Source organism: Roseovarius azorensis, from assembly GCF_900109455.1.
Classification (GTDB): Bacteria; Pseudomonadota; Alphaproteobacteria; order Rhodobacterales; family Rhodobacteraceae; genus Roseovarius; species Roseovarius azorensis.
The window spans coordinates 21104-42956 of record NZ_FOAG01000007.1 but is presented as its reverse complement, the minus strand read 5'-3'; the positions used below and the strand labels follow the sequence as shown (position 1 = coordinate 42956).

24 protein-coding genes are annotated in these 21853 nt (G+C 59.0%); 16 read left to right on the top strand and 8 right to left on the bottom strand.

Annotation, left to right across the window (positions count from 1 at the left end):
- Window positions 1–3 precede the first annotated feature (3 nt).
- Window positions 4–306 (top strand): hypothetical protein, encoded by a 303-nt coding sequence (locus tag BSG08_RS11665; protein ID WP_093036955.1) that lies wholly within the window; start codon window positions 4–6, stop codon window positions 304–306.
- Window positions 307–430: 124 nt separating this feature from the next.
- Window positions 431–1159, top strand: coding sequence for a DUF736 family protein (locus tag BSG08_RS11660; RefSeq protein WP_093036952.1), 729 nt, complete (start codon window positions 431–433; stop codon window positions 1157–1159).
- 178 nt (window positions 1160–1337) lie between these two features.
- Here the strand turns inward: BSG08_RS11660 and BSG08_RS11655 are convergent, their stop codons facing one another.
- The 5 genes from BSG08_RS11655 to BSG08_RS11640 form a co-directional block, all read right to left on the bottom strand.
- Window positions 1338–2474: a helix-turn-helix domain-containing protein gene (locus BSG08_RS11655; RefSeq protein WP_093036949.1), complete on the bottom strand. Its 1137-nt coding sequence runs from the start codon at window positions 2472–2474 to the stop codon at window positions 1338–1340.
- The gene (locus tag BSG08_RS19260; protein ID WP_139274563.1) at window positions 2428–2958 is read right to left on the bottom strand and encodes a hypothetical protein; all 531 of its coding nucleotides are present in this window, start codon (window positions 2956–2958) and stop codon (window positions 2428–2430) included. Before BSG08_RS19260 ends, BSG08_RS11655 begins: the two co-directional genes overlap by 47 nt.
- A gap of 451 nt (window positions 2959–3409) precedes the next feature.
- Window positions 3410–4024, bottom strand: coding sequence for a DUF3800 domain-containing protein (locus BSG08_RS11650; RefSeq protein ID WP_093036946.1), 615 nt, complete (start codon window positions 4022–4024; stop codon window positions 3410–3412).
- The gene (locus BSG08_RS11645) at window positions 4008–4520 is read right to left on the bottom strand and encodes a helix-turn-helix domain-containing protein (RefSeq protein ID WP_093036943.1); all 513 of its coding nucleotides are present in this window, start codon (window positions 4518–4520) and stop codon (window positions 4008–4010) included. Before BSG08_RS11645 ends, BSG08_RS11650 begins: the two co-directional genes overlap by 17 nt.
- 261 nt (window positions 4521–4781) lie before the next feature.
- Entirely contained in the window at window positions 4782–5189 is a 408-nt protein-coding gene (locus BSG08_RS11640; protein ID WP_093036941.1) for a hypothetical protein, read from the bottom strand.
- Between the two features lie 651 nt (window positions 5190–5840).
- On the opposite strand from BSG08_RS11640, the gene BSG08_RS11635 reads away from it, so the two are divergent.
- A complete protein-coding gene (locus tag BSG08_RS11635) occupies window positions 5841–6770 on the top strand; it encodes a DUF2493 domain-containing protein (protein WP_093036938.1) in 930 nt (309 codons plus the stop codon).
- Window positions 6771–6869: 99 nt separating this feature from the next.
- Here BSG08_RS11635 and BSG08_RS11630 read toward each other — a convergent pair.
- A protein-coding gene (locus BSG08_RS11630; RefSeq protein ID WP_093036935.1) for an IS5 family transposase occupies window positions 6870–7638 on the bottom strand; the annotation gives its coding sequence in 2 pieces (ribosomal slippage) (window positions 6870–7317 and window positions 7316–7638; 771 coding nt in all).
- 211 nt (window positions 7639–7849) lie between these two features.
- Between BSG08_RS11630 and BSG08_RS19930 the strand changes: the two genes are divergently transcribed.
- From BSG08_RS19930 to BSG08_RS19915, 13 genes are all read left to right on the top strand, one after another.
- The gene (locus tag BSG08_RS19930) at window positions 7850–8926 is read left to right on the top strand and encodes an SH3 domain-containing protein (RefSeq protein WP_093036932.1); all 1077 of its coding nucleotides are present in this window, start codon (window positions 7850–7852) and stop codon (window positions 8924–8926) included.
- 359 nt (window positions 8927–9285) lie between these two features.
- On the top strand, window positions 9286–9492 hold the full coding sequence (locus BSG08_RS11620) for a hypothetical protein (protein WP_093036929.1): 207 nt from the start codon (window positions 9286–9288) through the stop codon (window positions 9490–9492).
- A gap of 516 nt (window positions 9493–10008) precedes the next feature.
- Entirely contained in the window at window positions 10009–10602 is a 594-nt protein-coding gene (locus tag BSG08_RS11615; RefSeq protein WP_093036926.1) for a helix-turn-helix domain-containing protein, read from the top strand.
- Window positions 10589–12916 (top strand): relaxase/mobilization nuclease domain-containing protein, encoded by a 2328-nt coding sequence (locus BSG08_RS11610; protein ID WP_093036924.1) that lies wholly within the window; start codon window positions 10589–10591, stop codon window positions 12914–12916. The genes BSG08_RS11615 and BSG08_RS11610 overlap by 14 nt, the downstream gene beginning before the upstream one ends.
- An 8-nt stretch (window positions 12917–12924) precedes the next feature.
- Entirely contained in the window at window positions 12925–14925 is a 2001-nt protein-coding gene (locus tag BSG08_RS11605) for a type IV secretory system conjugative DNA transfer family protein (RefSeq protein ID WP_093036921.1), read from the top strand.
- A gap of 589 nt (window positions 14926–15514) precedes the next feature.
- On the top strand, window positions 15515–15721 hold the full coding sequence (locus BSG08_RS19925; protein WP_093036918.1) for a CopG family ribbon-helix-helix protein: 207 nt from the start codon (window positions 15515–15517) through the stop codon (window positions 15719–15721).
- Window positions 15714–16850 (top strand): DNA cytosine methyltransferase, encoded by a 1137-nt coding sequence (locus tag BSG08_RS11595; protein WP_093036915.1) that lies wholly within the window; start codon window positions 15714–15716, stop codon window positions 16848–16850. Before BSG08_RS19925 ends, BSG08_RS11595 begins: the two co-directional genes overlap by 8 nt.
- A gap of 19 nt (window positions 16851–16869) precedes the next feature.
- The gene (locus BSG08_RS11590; RefSeq protein ID WP_175544772.1) at window positions 16870–17676 is read left to right on the top strand and encodes a NotI family restriction endonuclease; all 807 of its coding nucleotides are present in this window, start codon (window positions 16870–16872) and stop codon (window positions 17674–17676) included.
- Window positions 17677–17687: 11 nt separating this feature from the next.
- Complete coding sequence (locus BSG08_RS11585) at window positions 17688–18050, top strand: very short patch repair endonuclease (protein ID WP_245770673.1); 363 nt, start codon at window positions 17688–17690, stop codon at window positions 18048–18050.
- Between the two features lie 370 nt (window positions 18051–18420).
- Window positions 18421–18630 (top strand): hypothetical protein, encoded by a 210-nt coding sequence (locus BSG08_RS11575; RefSeq protein ID WP_093036903.1) that lies wholly within the window; start codon window positions 18421–18423, stop codon window positions 18628–18630.
- A 30-nt stretch (window positions 18631–18660) separates the two neighbouring features.
- The gene (locus tag BSG08_RS11570) at window positions 18661–19092 is read left to right on the top strand and encodes a hypothetical protein (RefSeq protein ID WP_093036900.1); all 432 of its coding nucleotides are present in this window, start codon (window positions 18661–18663) and stop codon (window positions 19090–19092) included.
- Window positions 19093–19734: a TIR domain-containing protein gene (locus tag BSG08_RS19920; RefSeq protein ID WP_217649893.1), complete on the top strand. Its 642-nt coding sequence runs from the start codon at window positions 19093–19095 to the stop codon at window positions 19732–19734.
- 2 nt (window positions 19735–19736) lie between these two features.
- Entirely contained in the window at window positions 19737–20252 is a 516-nt protein-coding gene (locus BSG08_RS19915) for a toll/interleukin-1 receptor domain-containing protein (RefSeq protein ID WP_093036897.1), read from the top strand.
- Here BSG08_RS19915 and BSG08_RS11555 read toward each other — a convergent pair.
- Window positions 20151–20576 carry a recombinase family protein gene (locus BSG08_RS11555; protein WP_093036894.1) on the bottom strand — a complete coding sequence of 142 codons (426 nt, stop codon included), beginning with the start codon at window positions 20574–20576 and terminating at the stop codon, window positions 20151–20153. The two genes, BSG08_RS19915 and BSG08_RS11555, sit on opposite strands and share 102 nt — an antisense overlap.
- Window positions 20577–20771: 195 nt before the next feature.
- Window positions 20772–21851: a TrbL/VirB6 family protein gene (locus BSG08_RS11550; protein WP_093036891.1), complete on the bottom strand. Its 1080-nt coding sequence runs from the start codon at window positions 21849–21851 to the stop codon at window positions 20772–20774.
- Between the last annotated feature and the right edge of the window lie 2 nt (window positions 21852–21853).

Sequence of the window (21853 nt, the reverse complement as noted above, 5' to 3'; positions counted from 1 at the left end):
AACATGACACTCGATGACATCAAGGCCGCCATTGATGCCGGCCAGACCGTGCATTGGGCCAATACCGGCTACCGCGTGCACAAGGACAGGCTCGGTCAGTACCTCATCACCTATGTGCCGAACGGCAGCTGCATCGGCCTGACCGACCGGGAAGGGCAACGGTTGAACGGCAAAGAGGCGGGGTTTTTCATCGCGCGACCGGAGGACGGCGCGGAAAATCCGGGCAGCCAATCAAGACCAGACGGGCAGGGGAGGGGCGTAGCACCCGGAGGCGCGGGGGCATTCCCACTCGGACGGCAGCTCTGACCCGTGGGCGGGGCTGAAAGGAAAGCAGGCTTTCTGATTTGTGATCCCTCAAGGGGTCGAGAAAGCAATCCCGGATGCGATGGCAAGAACGTCAGGCACCGGCCAATCGAAAAGGAACCATCCCATGTTCGCAGGAACCCTCACCCGCAATGTCGAGACCGCAGCCGCCGAGTACACCGGCATGATCCACTCGACGCGCTTTGACATCGCCATCCAGCTTGAAACCCGTCCGAAGATGTCCGCGCGCAGCCCGGATTTTGACGTGACGGCAGTCAACAAATCGGGCCGCAAGGTGCGCATCGGTACGGCCTGGAACGAGACCGGTAATACCAGCGGCAACCCTTACATTTCGATGCAGCTTGATGTCGGCCTCGGCCCCTTCCGGGTCAACGCGGTGCAGACGAAAGAGGCGCGCGCGGCCCAGAGCGGCGAATTCGAGATCATCCCGCTGGTCTCGAACGGCCTGATGAAATCCGGCTCGATCTCGGGCGAGCTCACCGCCATGGACGCTGACAACGCCTTCACCGGCTACATCGCCAACATGATGTTCGATCTGGAGTTCATGCTGATCGAGAACAGCTACAAGACCGAGGAGACCCACCCCGACTACCGGATCGAGGTAAGCTCGCCCCGGGGCACGCCGATCCGCGTCGGCTCGGCCTGGATGGCGAAAAGCAGCCGCACGGGCAATGACTACCTGTCGCTGCTGATCAACACGCCCGATGGCGACCTGCGCGTGAACGCCGTGCAGAACGAAGAACAGCGCGGCGGGCAGACTTTCTCAATCATTCCGTTCATCGACAGCGGCGAGCAGCCGCGGGATGCGGGCGCGGGGCTGTCGCTGGTGGCCTGATCAACGCGCGAGACTAGACGATGCGCAACGAAAGGGGAGCCGTGGGACCACGGTTCCCCTTCTTGTTTTCTTGGAACGTGCGAAAGCGAAGAGCTGCAACACAAGAAGTGGATCGTTCGGAAGCCATTGAGGTTGTCTGTATCATGTATGACACGTCCAGCTTAGCGTGCAAAATCGATCAAAGTTCGCCTCCAATAACCAGCTTCAGTTTTGGTTTCGGGCGCTGGTCTGGCGGTTTCAGGCCGTGCATCTCCGCCAACTCAGTTGGGAAAGTTCTTAAAGCATCAGCCAACTCGTCGAACGAGTATCCCAAATCCTCCGTGTGCAATTCCAAGAGCTGAGTTGATAGATAACCCTGTTCATGCTCAATACTAAACTCATCAGGCTCTCGCGTTCGATAGCCGTAGTAACTCATCTTCTTGTACAAAGACGTCGCAGCTTGATCGGTTATCGCGTTCAGCGCTTTAGCGCGGTAGATCAATGCTGCCATTGCCACACGCCATTTCAGCTTCAATTGCCCAAGTCTTGGAATGGTCAACGGTTTCTTCAGATCTGGTAGCACTCCTTTGGCAGGAGTGAGCAACTCAGCGGCAAATTCGTTGGCTTCCTTTTCCATCGCGTCGTACGGGAAGGGATGCAAGATCACATGGCCGTATTCATGGGCAAGGCTAAACCGCTTCCGATCGGCGGGCCGGTCTTCGTTTAGAACCACCACCGGTTTCATTCCTGGGGGCCTAATGGTTACGCCGTCAATGTCGGCGCCGCCAAAATTGCCTTGAACCACGAACACACCGGTAGCTTCAATGTACTTGACGAGATTCGGCAAAGGTCCATCGTCCAACTGCCACGACTTTCGGACCTTTTGAGCCGCTTCGGCTGCAGAAGTAACGGCACGGGCGTGTTCGCTTACGCTCGACTTGTCATCCACAACCTCAAACTGAAGCAATGGAAACTGGGGCTCCAAGTCGACGGCTTCAAGCATTCTGCGCAAGTGCAGTACAAGATGATTTGCTAGCGCGACGACCGCACCTTGATCTTTCGCAGAAACCGCCGACTTCTTGCGGAAGGCCGCGCCGTGGATACTGAGGGGTGTTTTGTAAAGCGGCTCCTGCTCAAAGAAAAAACTCACCGGGAATCCTAAAAAGCGCGCAATCGACTGAATCTCTTCATGCGACAGCACGTCCTTTGTACCGTTTTCGACTCTGGAGATCGCCGCCTGTGCGACCCCGGTCTCTGCGGCCAAGTCCTTTTGAGTTTTCCGTCGTCTCTTACGAGCTAGAAGCAGCATCCCCCCGTTTATCTGTTTTGATGCCATCTTCTTTCTTGTCTCCCTCGGGTCTTTTTACCTTCAATGTTGCGCCACGCGGACCCTGCTCTGGTCCGATATCTGCGGATGCCTTGGGCGCCCCTTCGGCAGGGCGGTGCATCTCAATCATTCGCTGATCTACACCGTCCGCAAATTTCAAGTACGCTCGCGACACCGATACGCCGGTGCCGCTGAGATGACACGCTACAAAAAGTAGCAGTCTCTCGGGCGCGTCTATGTCAAATTCGATAAGCGACGGTTGACGTTCAATGTCGCATACGGCGGGTTCCGAGAATGCAAACTGGTGTTTCGATTTTGTCGTTCCGCCACGTGGACCCGACAGATGCAACTCTAGGCTGACGGGGAAGGTTTCGTTGCCCGACTTCACGTGCCCGGAAATCTTGTTGCACTGTCCATTACGACAGTATCTAACTTCAAGCCCGTCTTTCTCGATCCCAGCCTCCTGAGCTGCTGCCGGAAGAGCTGAGTTCAAGACTGATCCTATTGCGCGAGGGCACTCAATATTTATGTGCGGTACGCTTGCGAGTGATGCCAGCGAATTTTCAAGCTCGCTCAAAAGGCCCCAAATCGATGTTTCCAACTGGTCGCGCGCTGCCTGCAGTGCGTTGTCTCGGTTCAAGTTTCTATGCCTTTTGCTGTTTGGTTCTTTGCGCCTCGCACCCTACATCACACACTCTAAGTGCTTTGTCCAGAAAATATTCAATAAATATTCAGGTGGCGAATATTTTTCAACGCGTCTCTGGGTGGGTCGTTAGGATGGGAGTAGTTGAAATTTTACTCCACACATGCTATCTACATCTCAGACAGAAACCTGTCGGCGACCCGTCATGCTGTGTGCAGGGCGAGCGTCGCGGCGACCCGAACCGCAGATGGTTCGGTTGCAAGCCGCTCCTAAAAACCGCCCTCAGGGCGGTTTTTCTGATTCAAAGGACCCGGATTCCGTAGTTCTCATGTAGCCCCTTTGCATTCTCTTCGCCCTTGTGGATCCACGTGCGCGCATAGGCGATTACGTCAGCGAGTTGGAGAAGGCGCGATGCTGCGGAATCGATCTGGCTGATGCGATTCACCGCCTTGAAACGCCCGTCATGCAGGCACGCCTCCGAAATCATCCGCTGGCATTCGGGGTCCGTGTTGTGGTGGTTCAGATCGAGGATGAGTTCCACATTGCCGACGCCCTGGCCGCGAATCCGGTTCAGCTTCCGGAATTGCCCGACGGCGACCTTGACGGTCTCGATGACATTCCCGGCGTAGATCGCTGGCGCAGTGCCCTCGGTGACCGTTCCCAGCCTATTCATCAGAATCATGCCCTCGGGCCGGTCAGTCTGTGCGAAGCGCGCCAGAAGACTTTGCAGGTATTCACGACTCAGATTCGCCGCATGCAGCTCGTTCGCATTCGGCTCCAGCAAATCACTCAAGGATTTATCCGCGCGTCCGCACTCCCGCGCCCAAGCCATCACGCATCCGAGCGCGAAGCCGGGTTCGCCGGCGGTTCCGCATTCGTCGATGAAACAAAGGATGCGCTTATTCTGTGCCGCCATCGCCCTTGGCCTTTCTGGCGCGGGCGCTTGCCCTGGCACGCGGCGTCTCGGTCAGGGCCCGAGCTTCCTCCCGCTCCTTCCGTTCCTCCTCGAAATCCGGTTCGAGCTTCTTCAGCTTGTTGATCAGCCCGGTCAGGTGGTACCGGTTCGGGCCGTAGTCACCGGCGCTCGTCTTCCACTGTTCGCGCGTGACGAGCCCGGCTTCTTCGAGCGCCTTAATGTTGATCCTGATCGTCTGCTCCGTGATGCCGATGCGCTTTGCAAGATCGCGCTTCGTCGGGAAAGGCGGACGGAGCGGATCGTAGTAGTAACCGAGAAGCTGGACGATGATGGTCAGCTGGGTTGGGGTGATCCCCAGCCGGTTTTGCGCGCGCAGCAGGATATTTGGAACGCCGGTATACCCATGCGAATAGACCTTCGGTCCGAAGATGCGTTCGGTCGAGGATTTTTCCGGCGCCTTCTTGCGCGCCTTGCTTGTTTTGATTGTCTTTGCCATTGCGGGCCTCCTTGTCATTCGATTTACGGAGGCTTGGGCGTCTTCTCAATGGCTTGGCCGGGCCTTCGAATGGTGGAATTTCCACCCCACCCGAATATCGGTACTCCGCTACTCCCGAACTCGCGGTTATTGGAACACGGTGCTTAGGTGTACGATATCCCGCCACAGGTGAATATGGAAAGCCACCATACCCGTGGGGTGGAAAACCTGTCAACGTGAGGTGGCAGGTTTTGCGCTCTTTTCGCCCGTTGGATCCCGACCCTAGGGGTAGTTGCCCGGCCAATACGGGTCAACCTTCATTCCGGCGGGCGCGTCACCGTCAATGTAAATTCCGTTGTGCCCGCCGACCGTGTCCACGATCGCGTCCGAGATCGTCAATTTCATATCGGGAACCCAGAGTCTGTCTTTCACGGTCACGATGTAGATCGCGCCGGCTTTGGAGTCGCACCAGATGGTTTCTATGCGCCGCGACATAAGCTCGGGCATGGCATCGACAATGCGTTTCATATCCTCCAGCTCACGAAGGACCGCCCATCTGCTCTCAAGCTGCACTCCCTTGTAGGTGAAACCAGACACTGGTGCCTTCTGCCCGGCCTCCGCCCAGTCTATCTCATTTTGCCGTTGAAGTGCTTCCGACAGTTCAGGGGGCATTTCGATGTCATCAACCATTGCTCGGTCTCCTTTTTGTTCCCATCTTGTTCCTTGCCGACGGATTGAGCAACTGAAACATTATGGGGCTTGCAGACTTACGAATTTCGCAGTTTTGAACATACCGCCCGATGCCTGTCGGCCTCCCCAGCTCGGCTTCGCGTGTCGCAGGGGAGAACGGCCCTTCGGTCCGTCGCGCATTCGGCCATGCGGCCTCACCGCGGCGTTGCACCCGGCGTCCCGGTTTGCCCGCCTCGCGAGCACGTCCCTCCCCGGTCGCTCCGCCGGATTGCGCTCTGGTCTGTTTTGCGGGGCAAAACGATCCCGCCGCTCCATCCGTCTCACGCGTCCGGTCGGGCCGTTTGCCTGCTCGGGTCGGGCAAACCTACCGTCAAACCACACACACATGAGCGCGGAAGCATATCCTCCGGATGGCCCCCAAATCAGCCCGCGTCAAGGATCGCAAAACTTTTCGGCGGGGGCGGGGCATGTGGCGCGGGATGGTCCCGTGCGTGAGGGCGCGCATGTGTCCGGTGTTGCGCGCAGAAAACTTTTGCGCCCGGCAAGCCGGCGGCTGCGCCGTCCCTGACCCGGGCAGATTCGGAAACCAAGCATTCGGCCATGCCCCCACACTCACGTGGTGGCCTAGGAACCGAACACTGGAGACCAGACATGGCTTACGACACCGCAAACACCTACGAGACGATCGAACTTTTCGGGCTGACCGAGAAGGACGCGCAGCTGCCGATCCCGGAAGATCACATCCTGACCGACCACATCATCCGCGAGAGCTTCGAGGCTCTGCTCGGTCAATTGCGAAATACCGGGCTCGAGGCGGAAATCGAACCGCTGGCCCATGGGCTCGCCACGATCCTGCAGCGCCGCAAGGTGGCGCTTGGCAAGGAGGTCGACCGCACCGCCGACAAGATCGGTGCGCTGGCAAAATCCCACGACGGATCGGAGATCGCCGAGACCGCGCTCGAAGAGGCGCAGGCGCGCTTTGTGCAGCTGCGTGAGATTGTCAGCGCCATCGAGGTGATGAGCGAAGCGGCGGCGGAATGCTACGAGATCGAGACCGGTCACGCCTTCATCCCGGCAGCCGGGTCGCGCGCAAGCGTCCGGGCGCAAGAGACTGGCGCGGTCTTCGAGGCGCGGCAACTGCTGGAGCAGCACGACCGTGAAACCGCCGAGAAGTCGAAAGTCGAGGGGGTTCCCCTGATCGTCTCAGGCGCAACCGACTGGACAGATGTCGATGTGATCTTCAACACGCTCGACAAGGTTCGCGAACGGATCAAGCAGAACCGCAACCAGGAAATCTTCCTCTGCCACAAGGGTGGCAAGCACGGGGCGGAGATGATTGCGGCCCGGTGGGCCCGGGCACGCGGGATCGCGCAGGCGCGCTTCGATCCGCGCTGGTCCGCGCACGGGCGGGCGGCACCGTTCAAGTGCAACGACGAAATGCTGGACGACAAGTTCGCGGCGACGGGGGTTGTCCTCTTCGGCGGCAACGGGGTCGCGCTTAACCTCGGGCAGAAGGCGGAAGCGAAAGGCCTGACGGTCATGCGGGTTGCTGACCCGGCTAAGAAGACCGCGGAGACTTGAACATAGAGGGTCGCCTTCGGGCGGCCCTTTCACCGTTTTCCCAGATGTGTGTGAACAACGGCGGCGTCGCAGTGAACTCCAGCAATGGGAGTCGAATGCCTAGGCAGCCGACTCATAAAACTCGATCCACAGCCTGACCGATGCCAATTTGATCATCGACAGGAAATTGCGTGACGTCTTCTCGTATCGGGTTGCGATACGGCGGAACGAGGCTTTCAGCCTACCAAAGAAACGCTCGATTTTGTTGCGTTCCCGGTAGATTTCAGCATCAAATTCGGCGGGTAGTTTGCGGTTGGCCTTGGGAGGGATCACGTCGATAGCGCCCTGTTCCCAGATCAAGTCTCTGATCCAGTCTGCGTCATATGCTTTGTCCGCGAGCACATGTTGGCCAGGTTGCAAATTGTCCAGTAGCGCCTTGCACGGCGGCGCGTCATGAGCTTGGCCGGGTGTCAATTCATATCGGATCGGCAGCCCATCCTGATTGGTAAGTGCATGTATTTTCGTGCCTAATCCGCCCCGTGAGCGACCTAAACAGCGGCGCGGGTCTTTTTTTGAGAGTCGTGGCGGAATGATGCGCGCGCACGCTGGTCCCGTCGACCATTACTGTGTCCACGTTATGCGCGTCGGCGATGGCGTCCATGATCCGATCCCAGTGGCCCGCATAGCTCCACCGGTTGAAGCGATTATAGACCGTTGTCGGTGGGCCATATTCGCTGGGCAGATCGGCCCAAGGGATGCCGGTGCGCAGGACGTAGAAAATGCCGTTGATCACGCGGCGGTCATCCACCCGCTTCTTGCCGCGCGTTTTGTTAGGTAAGACAGCTTTGATGAATTCCCATTCCAGATCGCTCATGTCTGATCGCGCCACTTGCACCCTCCCGCCCGTTGTTTGGACGAAATGAATCACAAACTTATGCTCCTAAACAAGAATTAATGGGTGTGCTGCCTAGGTGTTTGTAGTCCGTCCAATCTGGTTTCGGAAATCGCTGGATGGTATCTCGATGCAATTACAGCTTAATGTGGCCGTGCGGCAGAAGACATTTGTTGCACAGATCAACACCCGCCCAGGTTTTTCCTAGATGCCTTTTTCTCCGGAACGCACCAAAGAGATTCAATCACGCATTGATGCGCGCTTGCGATCCGGGCAGGCAAACGATTGGGAGATGTCTTTTCTCACGAACATGGCTGAGCGGTTTCAGCGGTATGGGACGCAGACGCGCCTGAGCAAAGCGCAGTATGCGAGCCTGCACAAAGTCTTGAAACTGGAACGGGAAAAACCGGCCCAGACAAAGTCAGCGGCTGAAGACAAGACGTCTAAACCAGCACCAAGGCGCAGTACCAGAACCGGTCAGGCAAGACCCCGTCCGGTCTCCGTGACCCGCGCGATCAATGCACCTCGGCGTGCCGTGCGCAAGGCTCAACGCCAAATCATGGTTCCGTTGGTGATCGCTGTCGGATTCTTCGCATTGGTTGGATCATTGTTTGAATCATCGAACACGCGATCCACACCTTACAGTCCGTCAGCCGTTCCCTCATCGCAAACTGCCGACGCCGCTTACGTCTATGTGACAGGGACACGCGTCAATCAACGTGCTGGTCCGTCTACTTCCAATGCCGTGATGGGTGTCTTGAGCGAAGGAACCCGCGTCGAAATTCTGCGCGAAGATGGGCAGTGGACCCAGATTCGATCCAATTTTGGTATGGGCTGGATGGCGACCCGTTTCTTGTCGCCAGTCGCGCCGCCAACAGAGCGACCCGCCTCACAGGACCGGTCGCTTCGCGCCAGCGATGTGCGGATCATTGACGGTGATACGATCGATGTTCGAGGCCTGAGAGCGAACGTGCGTCTCGTTGGATTTAACGCGCCTGAGACATGGAGACCCGCCTGCACTGCAGAGCGTGAGGTCGGGGAGCGCGCGACTGCGCGTCTAGGTCAATTGGTGCGGGGTGCGACATCAATTGAGTTTGAGCGCGTGGCCTGTTCCTGCCGGCCCGGGACGGAGGGTACGGATCAGTGCAACTTCGGGCGGTTCTGCGGCTCGTTGTTCGTTGACGGTCGGGACGTCGGCAGCACGCTCATTGCTGAAGGTCTGGCCGTGCCGTACCGATGTGGACGCACCAGCTGTCCCCCACGCCCTCAACCCTGGTGCCGATAGCAGACGCGCCCAACCGACCCAGACGACGAACCTTCGCGCGCGGCGGAACGCTGACCTGCCACATGGTGAGCGTGACGGATCGATATCCAGATGCATTGGATCAGAACGAACCTAGCCATCTTCGATCACGATCGACGGGTTCGATGGCGGCTTCAAAGTGGTGGCACAAATTTGGGTCTCTCCTTTTTGCTCATAGATGTGGATCGCACGGGGTCGGCCCGTGCGTGCCCTCCGCTGACGCTCCGGCAAGTACAAATACGGCTTCCACGGCGGGGCCGCGGACCCTCCGCATTTGCGCTTGCGACCGGGCCTCTTGCCCCCGTGCCGGGTGATCCCCATCGCAAAAAGGAGTAACCCAAATGACCAATCACTACGTCGCCACCGTCCCCGTCAAGTTCACCGAAACCGATGGCCAGGAGCGCACCCGTTTTCAGCGCGTGGGCGCGATGTTCCGCAACACCCGCAACGGGGATGGATCGGAGTTCTTCAGCCTCAAGCTCGACTTCCCGGTCGCGGTCTCGGAGCTGGTGATGTTCCCACCGAGCGCGAAAGATCCCCAGGACTAAATCCTCCGACGAAGATGGGCCGCCCCGGGACGATCTTGGGGCGGCCCGATCCCTGTTCCAGGGATGCCGGTCCCTGCGCGTTCAACGGTCGCACTCCGCCCGGAATGACCAGGCCGCGACAGACCGGCCAGTCAGCCTCAAGGGGGCCATCCACAAAAACCTATCGGCCAGGGCCTCTCGGTTTTTGCGGCAGAGATTTGGGGGCCCAAATCTGGCCCTCCTTGACCCTGCCTGTCCGCCCTATCGGTGGAGTTTGCGCCCGCCCGCGGTTCCGTCCGAACACTTGGCGTTCGGCCAGACCCTCGGGCGGGCTGGCGGACGGGACCCCTAGGGCAGGTTGGTTGCCCGGTGGTGAGGGCGGCAGAGCCGCGTCCCTGCGGGCCGCGGCGTGAAGCGGACACCAAGGCTGCCTGAGACTGAATGCAACGTAAGTATATAATTGACAGTTAGGTATATTATCGTAAGGTAGGGGCAGCCTTGGTGGAAGGTGGCAGGAAATAGGGGGTCTTTCTTCGCATGCCGCGCTCAAAACGTCTCTCAGATGCGGACCGTATGGAGATCGTTCGCAAGGCTGCGGAAGGTGTGACCACATCGGCCCTTGCGGAGCGGTTCGGCGTGTCGCCGCGGTCGATCCAGTACACGCTCAAAGCCGATGTCGAGCGCCAGGTGGATGCCGCGATCCCGGTCGCCGCGGTCAGTGTGAAGGTCACGGCTGCGGAGCTTGCGGCGCTCGACGAGGTGCTGGCCGAGGCCGGGATCGAGAGCCGGGCCGAGGGGCTGCGGCGGCTCATTCAGGCCGCAGGCGGGGTGTTCGTTCCGGACGCGCAGATGGCAGCAGAGATGGCGCGCTACCGCGCCTCTCTGCACGAGGTTGGCAATGGGGTCGCGCAGATCGCTAAGCAGATGACGCGGGCAAACCGGATGGGGCAGGGGGCCGTGGGAGGCACGAGTGCCGAGTTCACGGAACTGCGTCTTGCGCAGATGCGCGGGCTGGCGAGGTTCATTCTGGATTCTGCAGACGAGATCGATCTGCTCCTGCGCCGCCGTCGAGACGCGATGCAGCTGGAGGCCACGGCCGCGTTGAGGGAGTTTGCCCATGCGGCTGAATGATGCCGTCCATGCTGTCACGGGCGAGGTCTTCCGGGACGGCTGGAGCCGCGTCCGGGGCTCGATGCAGGGGCTGCATGTGGCAAAGCAGAAACAGCTGATGCGCGCGGCAGCAGGGCATCGGCCGGCGGTCTTCAAGGCGATCCGGGGCGGCGGCACGCATACCAAATCGCAGCTCGCAAACCAGCTCGATTACCTCACCACCAAATCCACCCATATCGTGGACAGTAGCGGGTTCCTGGATGGCAAGTCCAAGCTTGAGGCGGGTGACATCAAGGACCTGACCGAGCGCTTTGCCAAGCGCTGGGATGCGGGCTTCAAGCCCAAGCTGGGCCAGACCACCCATATGCTCATGTCCTTCCCCATCGGCACGCGCGGCGAGGACGTGCGCGACATCGCGACGGATGTGGCCGAGCGGTTCTTCCAGACTGATGAGGGGCATTTCGACTACATCATCGCGGTGCATGAGGACCGCGATCACCCCCATGCGCATCTGGTGCTGAACCGCCGCTCGCAAGAAGGCGAGTTCTTCTTCTTGGGGCGCAACCATCGCTTCAACTATGACGACTTCCGCCTCGCCATGGTCGAGGAGGCGGAAAAGTACGGCGTGCGCCTGGAGGCCACGCGCCGGGTGGATCGCGGCGTTGTGCATTACCCAGCCCCTACCCGCGAGGTTTACGCGGCGAAAGAAGAGGGGCGCGCGCCCCGCGAGCGGGAACGTGTGGGGGCCGACCTGACCCGGACGCTGGCGGAGATCGCCAACACCAGAACCGTCTACCATTCGCTTGCCGCAGAGGCCTCCCGGGAGGCCCGGGAAGACATCGCCGCGGCACTCTTCCGCGCGGGCGAGGTGCTGGCGCATGGCGGACAGGTGGACCGAACAGGAGATGTGTATATGGCCGAGGATCAGAGTTTCGAGGATCTGAGAAGCCTCTATGCGGAGAAGCTCGCGCGGGTGCAGGGCATGATCGCAGAGAAGTCTGACGCGGAACGTCCGGCGCTGGAAAAACGCCTCATCGAGATCCAGACGCAGGTCCAGCACATGCGGCCTCTCGGATTGCGATCATCCACGCTGTCAGAAACCCCCTCGGAGGGCGGGATCTATTCCGAAGCCAATATTGACGCCAGCCAGCGCGAGCGACTGGCCGAGCCCGACCTGAGATCGCGCATTGACGCGGCCCTGCGGGGCACCGGGATCAGCACATCGGAAGTGGTGGCCCGGATCGAGACTGGGGCGTCAAATGCAGCGCTCGAGCATCAATGGATCGCCGATGATCTCTCCAAGGTGGCCGAGGCGCGCGATCTGAACCTCGAGCGCCGCGCCGATCTGGAACAGGCGCGCGACATTCTCAACGATGTGCATGTCGAATTCGGCACGCTTCTGGAACGGGAGAACGTGCTGCGCCGGGATGGCGTCGTGGAAGCGGTCAGCGAGCGGTTCCACTATCATGAGGGCGCGGTGCGGGCGATGGAAGGGACAATCCGTCAGGAGATGCGCGCAGAGGGCCTGACCGCGCAGCAGATCGAGGACCGGGACTGGGAGGTTGTCTCCAGGGCGGAGCGCCGGATCGAGACGGAGCAGCGCACGTATCTCGAAGCACACCCGGACCTGCTTGCACGCCCAAGCGATGTGATCGACCGGTCTGAACCCTATGGGGAGACCATCACTGATGCGGCCCGCGCCAGCGAGATCACCCGCGAGGTCGACCGCATCATGGAGGGACGCGACGTCCGCACGTCCGTTGCAGATGCTGTCACGGATGAATTCAGGGAGCGCTATCCGGACATGCCGTCCCACCTCGCCCGCGGGCTCGGCGCGACCTATGCCGCCGTCGTCGAGATACGCGACACGGAGGTCATCAATCAGGTCCGCCGCGAAACCGAGATGCGCGAGGGGCTTGGGGTTGCCGCGCGCGACGACATCCTCGCGGCCCGCGATGAAACTGCGCCGCAGTCTGACCGTGCCGACCGCCTCGCAGACGAGATTGCGCGTGTTCTGGACCATGAGCGGGCCGGGGAGTTCTCCGCGCCCTTCGAGACCGAGGCGGAGCGGGACGCCTTCCGTGGCGAGATCGCGCGGGTGCTGGACGTTCGCCAACTCGACCGGCTCACATCTGGCGATGCCGATGCGCTGGACAAGGTTCTCGAGGACCGCCTCGACCGGCTCTATGTCGCCAAGGTCTACCTGCAATCGGATGCAGCGACGGCCAATACGGAGGCCTTGCGCCAGGTGGTCGATGATCTTGCCGACACCGAATATGAAAAACACCGCGCGACAGACGTGGATGGCGAGACCGAGCGGGGTCAGGTCCATTGAGCGCCTCCATGGGAAAAGCGCGGATCGCCACAGGGGTCTTTCTGGTAACGCTGGTGACCGGGGCCATGGGCTATACCATCGCCTCGGCGGTGCTGACCTACCAGGATCTCGGCTTCGGGGCCGAGATCGACTTTGCCTACATCGCGCAGAATTATCTGGCGATCCTGGATCGCCGCCCGGAGGACGCGCAACTTATTCACCTGATCATCGGCAGCTTTGCCGCCGCCGGCATGATGCTGAGCCTCGCCCTCTCGGGATCGGCTCTGACACGCTTTGGCCAGACCCATTGGCAGACCGCGCGCGAGATGAAGGCCAATGGCTTCTTCGGGGCGCCCGGGACCGGGTTCATCCTCGGCAAGCTGGGGCCGCCGGGCTCCCGCGCCAATTACATCTGCTCCAAGGTCTTCCCCCATGCGCTGATCGTGGCGCCCACGGGCCGCGGCAAGACCACGGGCTTCGTCATTCCGAACCTGCTGACCTGGCAAGGCTCCGCCGTGACGCTCGATGTGAAGGGCGAGTGCTTTGAGGCCACGGCCCGGCATCGCGCAGCCCAAGGCGACAATGTCTATCGCTTTGCCCCCACCGATTGGGAGGGCAAGCGCACGCATCGCTACAACCCGCTCCTGCGCATCTTTGAGCTGAAAGATCCCGCGCGCCAGCAGATGGAATTGCAGCTCCTGGCGACGCTCTTTTTGCAGAGCGACAATGACCGGGTGCAGGGCCTCCTCAAGGGCGGCATCGATCTCTTCGTGGCGGCGGGGCTTTTGGCCTTCCAGCGCAAGCGCCCGACCTTGGGCGAGATCTACCGCATCGCGGCCTCGGGCGGGAACAAGCAAAAGGAGTATTTCGCGCGGGGCCACGAGGTCGACAACCGGGCGGCCAAGCTGATCTTCACGCGGCTGGCCTCCACCAACAACGATACGCTGACCTCCTACGTCTCGCTCCTGATGACCTCGGGGCTCGATCAATGGCAGAACCCGGCCATCGATGAGGCGACGGCGGTGTCGGACTTTGATTTCCGAACGATCCGCAAGAAACCCTTTTCGGTCTACCTCGTGGTCCAGCCGCTGATGGTGAAACCATTGGCACCACTGATCCGGCTCTTCTTTTCCGATCTCCTCTCCGCCATGCAGGAAAAGGATCCCGGGCCAGACGAGCCGTGGCCAGTGATGATCATGCTCGACGAGTTCAATCGCCTCGGCAAAATGCCCATCGTGGTCGAAAGCATCGAGACACTGCGCACCTATCGTGGTCACCTCGCCGTGGTCACCCAAACCATCCCCGCCCTCGATGAAATCTACGGCGAGAACACCCGCCGCGCCCTGCAAGGCAATGCCGGTGTGAAGCTCTACCTGACGCCTTCGGATGAAAAAACCGTCGAAGAGCTGAGCAAGGCGGTTGGCAAGACCACGAAGACCGTCATCACGCGATCCCAGTCCATCGGCAAGAACCCCTTCGAGGGCCGCAGCCAATCCACCCGGACCGAAGAAAGTTCTCTCCTGCCCGAGGATGAGGCGCGCCGCCTACCGCTCGACGAGATCGTCATGGTCATCGATGCCCAGATGCCGGTCCGCGCGAAGCGGATCCAATATTTTGACGATCGGCTGTTCAAGGCGATCCACGCGGCGCAATCAGGCGAGTTGCCGTTTCCGAAGCCGGGGGGAGGGGGGTCGCAGGGCAATCTGCCGCTGAGTATGCGCGCCATGCCGATGACTCCGCGGTCGGATGGGCCAGGGGGAACAGAAGCCGATGTGGAAACCGCACGCCAAGATGTTGGCAGTCAAACGTTAGAGCAAACTGACGTCGCCCCAAGAAAGACCGCGCCGGCTGTTCAAGCCGTTATCGCTGAGGAGCAGCGACAGATAGAGATGGATTTTGGGGGCCAGAATGCAGATGCCGAGGCAGCGGGCGAAGGCGATGAGGCGCAGTTGCGCTCCGCTGTCGATGGCTTGGACGATATGGAAGCGATGCTGCGAGAAGGGAATGGCGAAAAGCTGTTCACGCAGTAGGGTGGCGGGCATGATTTTCTGCAACGCCGGCGGGAAGCAGTTCTCTGATCGCGGTTTTGTCAACGGCATGGTTCTGTTGTCCGCCGGGGTAGTGGTTCTCTCCGAGGTCGGGCAGTGCCGCTTCACGATGGCGTCCGGGACTGATCGTCTGGAGTGTCATTCACGAGATTGATGCGGTTTGCGTCACTTCGACCGCTTTACGCGAGATCGATCTGCCTCCGTCCCGGAGGACGCCGAACCAGCCTGTCCTCAGGCGGGTGTTCTGTTTGTCAGGTTGCGGACTCCCTTTTGCACCGGGAACCCTTCCAGCCTTTAACGGGTCCAGGCGAGTGACGGCTCCGAAAGCAGATCAGCGCCATACGCTGTAGGATCCGGGACGGCAAGGGGATTACTGACCCACTCGGATCAGCGATTCGACCCCTCTCAGGGGTTTAAGACACATACAGGGGTATATTGAGCAAACCATCGGCGCACAGCTTAGAGCCCTGTCTTTGCATCAAGGGTTTGCATAGTGCAGTGAAGTGATGCAATATGCATATTGCCCGAGGTTTCTTTCGTGCTAGACTAGAACATTAAGAGAACGTATACCATGAGCGGTGCAAAGAAGGGACAGAGGATCACAGTATCACTGTCGGACTCCGACCATGCAGCGCTTTCCGCTCTTGCTGAGCGGCATGACGTTTCACTGTCCTGGATCACCCGGAAGGCGATAATTGACTTCCTCGAACGGCACGAAAACGAAGAGCTACAGCTTCCCCTTGGGCTTGGGCGGGCTGCCGGAGGACGACATGGATAAAACCTATACAGCGATTGACCTCTTTTGCGGCGCAGGCGGCCTAACTGAAGGGCTGCGTCAGGCGGGTTTCCATGTTCTCGCAGGAAACGACTTCGACGAAGCCGCCGGTCGAACCTTCGAGGCAACCCACCGGGAAGCCAAGTTTCTGCCCGGTCCCGTGCAAGACATCAGCGCCGGAGCGCTCTTAAAGGCGGCGGGTCTAAGAAAGGGCGAACTGGATTGCCTGGTTGGCGGGCCACCGTGTCAGGCATTCAGCGTCTATAACCATCAGCGGGGTATGCACGACGAGCGGAGCCAGCTTTTCCGCGAGTATTTACGACTCGTCGAAGGACTAAACCCCCGCTGGGTTGTGATGGAAAACGTGACCGGCATCACTTCGGCCGGTGATGGCGAAGCCGTGCAAGCGATCCTAAGAGGCTTCAAACAACTCGGTTATCACGTGGAGCACAAGGTTTTACGCGCCGAGGACTACGGCGTACCGCAAGAACGCCGCCGCGTTGTCTTTATCGGCAACCGCGAAGGAATCCCCATCGTGTGGCCGGAAAAAACACACGGCGAGGGATTGAAGCCCTTTACAACGATCCGGGACGCCATTGGCGACCTTCCGGCCCTCAAGAATGGCGAAGATAAGGGCATCCAGCCCTATGCCTGCGAAACAGCCGGAGAATATCAGGAAATGCTGCGCGGTGGCTCTAACGCCGTGCTCAACCATTCCGCACCGCGTCTTGCGCCGATCAACATCGAACGTATGAAGCACATCCCCGCAGGCGGGAGCTGGCGCGACGTGCCTTACGATCTCTTGCCTGCCGGGATGAAGAAAGCCCGCCGGTGCGATCATACAAAACGCTACGGCCGCATGACCTGGGACGGTCTGTCCTGCACGGTCCTCACCAAATGCGATTTGCATTGGGGCGCATATATCCACCCTGAGCAGGACCGTGTTATCACCGTGCGCGAAGCCGCACGCATCCAGTCCTTCCCGGACTGGTTCAAATTTGAGGGATCGCGCACGGAGCAATATGTGCAGGTCGGAAACGCCGTGCCGCCGCTTCTAGGACGCCGGATCGGTCATTGTATTCAAGCCGCTGAGGAATTTGTGTACGCTACCCCTATCGCCGCAGCAGAATAGCGGCAAAAGGGGGCAGGTTTTGAGCATTGATCCAACAAACAGCATAGCAGAAATTCTTGGGGAACCGGCGAGGATAGGCTTCGATCCAGCATCGAAAAACTACCAATGCCCCTATATCGGACAAACCTGCACCAAGCGTAGCACTGCCTCGGAATACCCTTATCCCGTCTGCACACTCAAAAAACGTGACGGAGCACCCGTTTGTGTATGCCCGAAGCGCTTTTACGAGATCGACTTTCTGCAAGAAGTTGTTCAGCACGCATGGCCAGGACAAAAGCCGGTCAACCCCCGGATCGCCCGCGAAGTCCAGATGAAAGACTTTGGCAACGTCGATTTTGTGATTGCCGATACGGCGGACGGCAAGAATATTGGGCAGTTTCTTTCTGTCGAGTTGCAAGCGATCGACATTACCGGCAGCGTCCGGGACGCCTACGATGCGATTTTGGCCGGTCAGATGCTCGACACCAAGAAAAGCTACGGCTTCAACTGGAAGAATGTCTACAAGCGGTACATCAACCAGCTAATCAGCAAAGGCTACTATCACCACCATTGGGGCACCAAGATTGTCGCAGTGATCCAGGACGAGGTTTATAACTACGTCTGCAATGACGCTGATTTCATGCGGACGGCGGATATCTCCTCGCAGAATGTGAATATCATCTTCATGTCTTACCGGTTCGAGGATAACGGGGCAGGGGGCTATAAACCGGTGCTCGACAAGGTAGAAGGCACCCATCATTCCAATCTACAGAACGCCGTGCTCTACAAATCGGCACCTTCGCGTGCCGAGTTCTGCAAGAAGATCGCGGCCGCACTCTCCCGGTAATGGCTGACCGCTTGGACGCGGAGCAGCGCAGCGCCAACATGCGCGCGATCTGCTCAAAGGGTATGAAGCCGGAAATGATCGTCCGGCAGCTCGTGCATAGCATGGGCTACCGCTACCGGCTCCACCGGAAAGACCTGCCCGCCAAACCTGATCTTGTGTTCGGCCCGCGTCGCAAAGTGACCTTCGTGAACGGATGCTTTTGGCACCAGCACGGCGATCCGGCCTGCAAGCTGGCCCATGCTCCGAAATCCAGACTCGACTACTGGCAACCAAAGCTCAGCCGGAACCAGGAGCGGGACGCCGTAAACCAGGCAGAGCTTGAAAGCCGGGGATGGAAGGTGCTGACGATCTGGGAATGCGAGACGCGGCGGTAATTCCGCCACGATTTAGCCGCCCGGCTAGATGGGTTTATTCGGCCTGACTAATGTTCTTCTTTTGTGCCATCCGGAGATATGCTATATCTCGTGAAAGCTCTAGAATCTGGCGCAGGATATAGAAGGAAAGGCAAATATGGCACGCTACTACGTGAACAAACAGGCTCAGGCTAATGGCGATCATGAAGTTCACAAGGAAAATGATTGCCCGACTCCCGCAGCCCCGCACAATCGGCAGCCGCTTGGCGAACACAGCACCTGCGCCAGTGCGGTGCGAGCCGCGCGGAGTTACTATAGCCGAGTGAATGGCTGCGCGCATTGCTCGCCTGCCTGTCACACCAGCTAAACCCATTGCAGAGGGACTAGAAGTATGGCGAAGAAATCAGGTGGCGGTCACTATCGCAGCGCGATCAGTGGCCGCTACGTAACCAGCGGCCATGGGAAGCGCAGCCCCGACACAACGGTTTTCGAAAAGACCGGCGGCGGTTCGACCGGTTCGGCACGTAGTGCCAAGACCGGGCGTTTTGTGACCGGGGCTGCGTCCAAGCGGAACCCGAAGACGACCGTCAGGGAATCCTGATGCCATTGCAAGAATTGATAAACCGGTTCAATGAGTGAAGAAGATAGAAACGAGAGTATCCGTATCGCTCACCTGACAATGTTGCAGGGCGTCATTTCCCGGATGGGATCAAACTCGTTCACGCTCAAGGCGCTCTCCGCAACCTTTGGCAGTGCTGCCGTAGCCATCATGGCTTATGCCGACAAACCGTCCCCATTCTACGCGGTAGCTGCCGTTCTGCCGATCCTGATATTCTGGCTAATGGATGCACAATATCTTCGATACGAACGCGCCTACCGAAGCCTTTTCAACCGAGTTCGGAAAGGGGAGGAAATCGAGCCCTATGACCTTGATGCGTCCCCGTTCATGGATAGGCCGTGGGCTGTCCTCAAGATCGCGATTTCATGGTCCGTAAGCTGCTTCTACCTCGCTATATTTCTGGCGTTGGCATTCATTTCATTTTTGATCGCGGCGGAGGGATAGTTGACAGGTTTGTTGAGTTCGACAGGAGTCTCCATCCAAAAAAGGCGTGTATTCTTCTCGTTTCATTACCAGAACGATATCTGGCGCGTGAACCAGGTTCGGAACTCGTGGCGCTATCAGCATGAGCAGCAACGTGTTGCGGAGGGCTTCTTTGATGGGAGTATCTGGGAACGGTCCCAGAGGACAGGGCCAGATTCGCTTAAGAACCTCATTCGCGAGGGTATGAAGAACACTTCCGTTACCTGTGTACTGGCTGGTTCTGAGACGTATAATCGCCGGTGGGTGCGCTACGAGATTGCCCGTAGCATCGTAAAGGGGAACGGCCTGATGGTTGTCCGAATCCATAGTGTAAAGAACCAGGCTGGATTTACAGCACGTCAGGGGCCGAATCCATTGGACTATATGGGGACCTACCGTACAAGCGACGGTCGGATTCTCTTGGCCGAGAAGAAGAATGGAAAGTGGGTTCAGTATAGCGACTACACGCTGGCTGTGACCCTTCCTTCCGCATGGCGCAAGCCGGTTTCAACCAATGTCGTCTCGCTTAGCTCTTGCGCTCGTACATATTGCTACGTTGCCAATAGTGGCCGACAGAATTTTGCGACTTGGGTTCGTCATGCAGCGCAGAAAACTGGGAATTAGTGATGATTAGGCAGTCAACTATAAGAAATTATGCCACCCGTGCACCGATCCGGAAATCGGATCGAATCGTTGAAGAAGCGCGCAAGGCGGGGCGTCAGACGGCTTTTCTTTCACACAGTCACCGTGATGCTGAGATCGCAAAGGGTGTCCAGGCCTTTCTGCAAGAGCACGGTTGGGAAGTTTACATAGACTGGGAAGACCTATCCATGCCTTCTCGACCCAGCCGGGAGACAGCCAACAAGATCAAGCGCAGGATAGAGCAATTAGATTGGATGCTTTATCTTGCCACAGCCAACTCGGCGGCCAGCCGATGGTGTCCGTGGGAGATCGGTTATGCTGATGGTGTAAAAGGCGTTGATCGCGTCGTGATTATTCCAACGCAAGACAACCAAGGTAACAACTACGGCAATGAGTACCTAGACTTGTACCAGCATGTCGATACGGCCCAAAGTGGAGGATACGGGCTTTTCCGGCCAACTGACAAGCGAGGTGTCTTGCTTGAAAATGTTACTCGCTAATTCTTCAACGCCCGCCCGCCCGCCGGCCGTTGTCGTGTCGATGCTTTCGGTGATCGAGGCGAAGCCGACACCGCGCTTGCCGAGATCATCGAGCAGGCTAACCGGGTGGAGTAGGGAACGCCCAGCCGGTCGAGCTTCCAGACGACCAGCACATCCCCCCTCAGAAAGCGCGTCTAGCGCCTCAGAGAGCCCGGGGCGGCGCGCTTGCCCGCCCGATATGCCGTGGTCTTCAAACACCTGGTTACAGCCCGCGCCTTCCAGCGCGGCTCTTTGCAGGCTTAGGTTCTGTTCATCCGTGGATACGCGGGCATAGTCGATCTTCATGCCGAAGATTATGCCGCACCTTTTCGCGCGGTTTTAGCGCTAATGATTCCAAGGGCTTAGGAAGGTGTAGAAAAGACGCGCAAAAAGAGCCGTTTTTGGCCAAACGCCCCACGCTACCTAGGATCAACCGCTTAGCTAGGACAAAAACCCCCGGCAAAACCTTTATGGTTTTGGCAGGATTTTGTCGGTGTCGCTTTACCGCCTTCCGAGCCGACCTAGTCTGGAAAGCTGTGCCATCATTCGGGCTCCTGTGCCGGTCCCGTCGCCGGGAGGAGCAGCGGTTGGTCCGCCTGCAGTATTGGGTCGACTTGGCAACGCTTGCACACCAAAGAATTGTCGCGCGCGCAGGGCTGCATATTCCGCGCCAGTCGCACCTCCGATGGCGTACCGGTTGTAGACTTGTTGGCTGCCTGCGAGCCCTCGGGCAAAGGCATAGCTGCCTCCGAACCCGGCTGAGAGCGCTGGCATCATGATGTTTCCAGAGATCGCCCGAACAAGGAATGGCGTTGCTATGATGAATCCCTTTGCCATCAGCACCATCATGAAGAACGGAATGAGCGCGCCGATGTTGGAGGCCCCTTCCGGATCGCCCAACTCAGCAAGAAGCGCACGCGAGACGCCCGTGATGGTCGCGAACACGCCGGCAACAACGATCGGGTACATTGCGAAGGAAATCAGCGCCGAAAGCCAGCGCGCGAAATAATCCTTGGTCACTTCAAAGAGGGTCAGGAAGATCATGACCGGTGCAATCCCGATCAACAGAGCGATCATCAGCCGTGACGCGACGACGATGAACGCCGCCAAACCACCGAGGATCGAGAGTAACAAAACCCCAAGGGTGTCCAACAGGGCACCGGCCATCCAGTTCAGTTCAGACCCCGCGGCATTCAGATAGTCCCCGAGTGCCGCGATCAGATCATCAAACTCCTCTGCAAAGGTGCCGGATGGGCCGGGTGACCCGCCACCGACAGAGGCCACGAGCGATCCGGCAATGCTGTCGATCCCGTTCAGGATCGCCGTAGCAAGGATGTTGAACTGTACCCAGTTGGTTGCAAATGCGCCTATCAGTCCGATCTTCACGGCGAGCCAAAACGCCGTGCGCCCGTCCATGGCACGATACTGGTAGATCGTGTTGATGAAAACCAGAATGACAACGAGCGTGGTGCTGAGGACGAGCATCGTTCCGACTGTTGCGGCGACTGCGCCAAATTGCGTCTCGGCAGCGGTATTGAGATAGCCTTCAGCCGTTTCCACGAAGTAAGTGACGACACTCATGG

Coding starts and splice junctions, on each gene's coding strand:
- BSG08_RS11665 (WP_093036955.1), top strand. CDS start 4: ATGACACTCGATGACATCAAGGCCGCCATTGATGCCGGCCAGACCGTG.
- BSG08_RS11660 (WP_093036952.1), top strand. CDS start 431: ATGTTCGCAGGAACCCTCACCCGCAATGTCGAGACCGCAGCCGCCGAG.
- BSG08_RS11655 (WP_093036949.1), bottom strand. CDS start 2,474: ATGGCATCAAAACAGATAAACGGGGGGATGCTGCTTCTAGCTCGTAAG.
- BSG08_RS11650 (WP_093036946.1), bottom strand. CDS start 4,024: ATGGCGGCACAGAATAAGCGCATCCTTTGTTTCATCGACGAATGCGGA.
- BSG08_RS11645 (WP_093036943.1), bottom strand. CDS start 4,520: ATGGCAAAGACAATCAAAACAAGCAAGGCGCGCAAGAAGGCGCCGGAA.
- BSG08_RS11640 (WP_093036941.1), bottom strand. CDS start 5,189: ATGGTTGATGACATCGAAATGCCCCCTGAACTGTCGGAAGCACTTCAA.
- BSG08_RS11635 (WP_093036938.1), top strand. CDS start 5,841: ATGGCTTACGACACCGCAAACACCTACGAGACGATCGAACTTTTCGGG.
- BSG08_RS19930 (WP_093036932.1), top strand. CDS start 7,850: ATGCCTTTTTCTCCGGAACGCACCAAAGAGATTCAATCACGCATTGAT.
- BSG08_RS11620 (WP_093036929.1), top strand. CDS start 9,286: ATGACCAATCACTACGTCGCCACCGTCCCCGTCAAGTTCACCGAAACC.
- BSG08_RS11615 (WP_093036926.1), top strand. CDS start 10,009: ATGCCGCGCTCAAAACGTCTCTCAGATGCGGACCGTATGGAGATCGTT.
- BSG08_RS11610 (WP_093036924.1), top strand. CDS start 10,589: ATGCGGCTGAATGATGCCGTCCATGCTGTCACGGGCGAGGTCTTCCGG.
- BSG08_RS11605 (WP_093036921.1), top strand. CDS start 12,925: ATGGGAAAAGCGCGGATCGCCACAGGGGTCTTTCTGGTAACGCTGGTG.
- BSG08_RS19925 (WP_093036918.1), top strand. CDS start 15,515: ATGAGCGGTGCAAAGAAGGGACAGAGGATCACAGTATCACTGTCGGAC.
- BSG08_RS11595 (WP_093036915.1), top strand. CDS start 15,714: ATGGATAAAACCTATACAGCGATTGACCTCTTTTGCGGCGCAGGCGGC.
- BSG08_RS11575 (WP_093036903.1), top strand. CDS start 18,421: ATGGCGAAGAAATCAGGTGGCGGTCACTATCGCAGCGCGATCAGTGGC.
- BSG08_RS11570 (WP_093036900.1), top strand. CDS start 18,661: ATGAGTGAAGAAGATAGAAACGAGAGTATCCGTATCGCTCACCTGACA.
- BSG08_RS19915 (WP_093036897.1), top strand. CDS start 19,737: ATGATTAGGCAGTCAACTATAAGAAATTATGCCACCCGTGCACCGATC.
- BSG08_RS11555 (WP_093036894.1), bottom strand. CDS start 20,576: ATGAAGATCGACTATGCCCGCGTATCCACGGATGAACAGAACCTAAGC.
- BSG08_RS11550 (WP_093036891.1), bottom strand. CDS start 21,851: ATGAGTGTCGTCACTTACTTCGTGGAAACGGCTGAAGGCTATCTCAAT.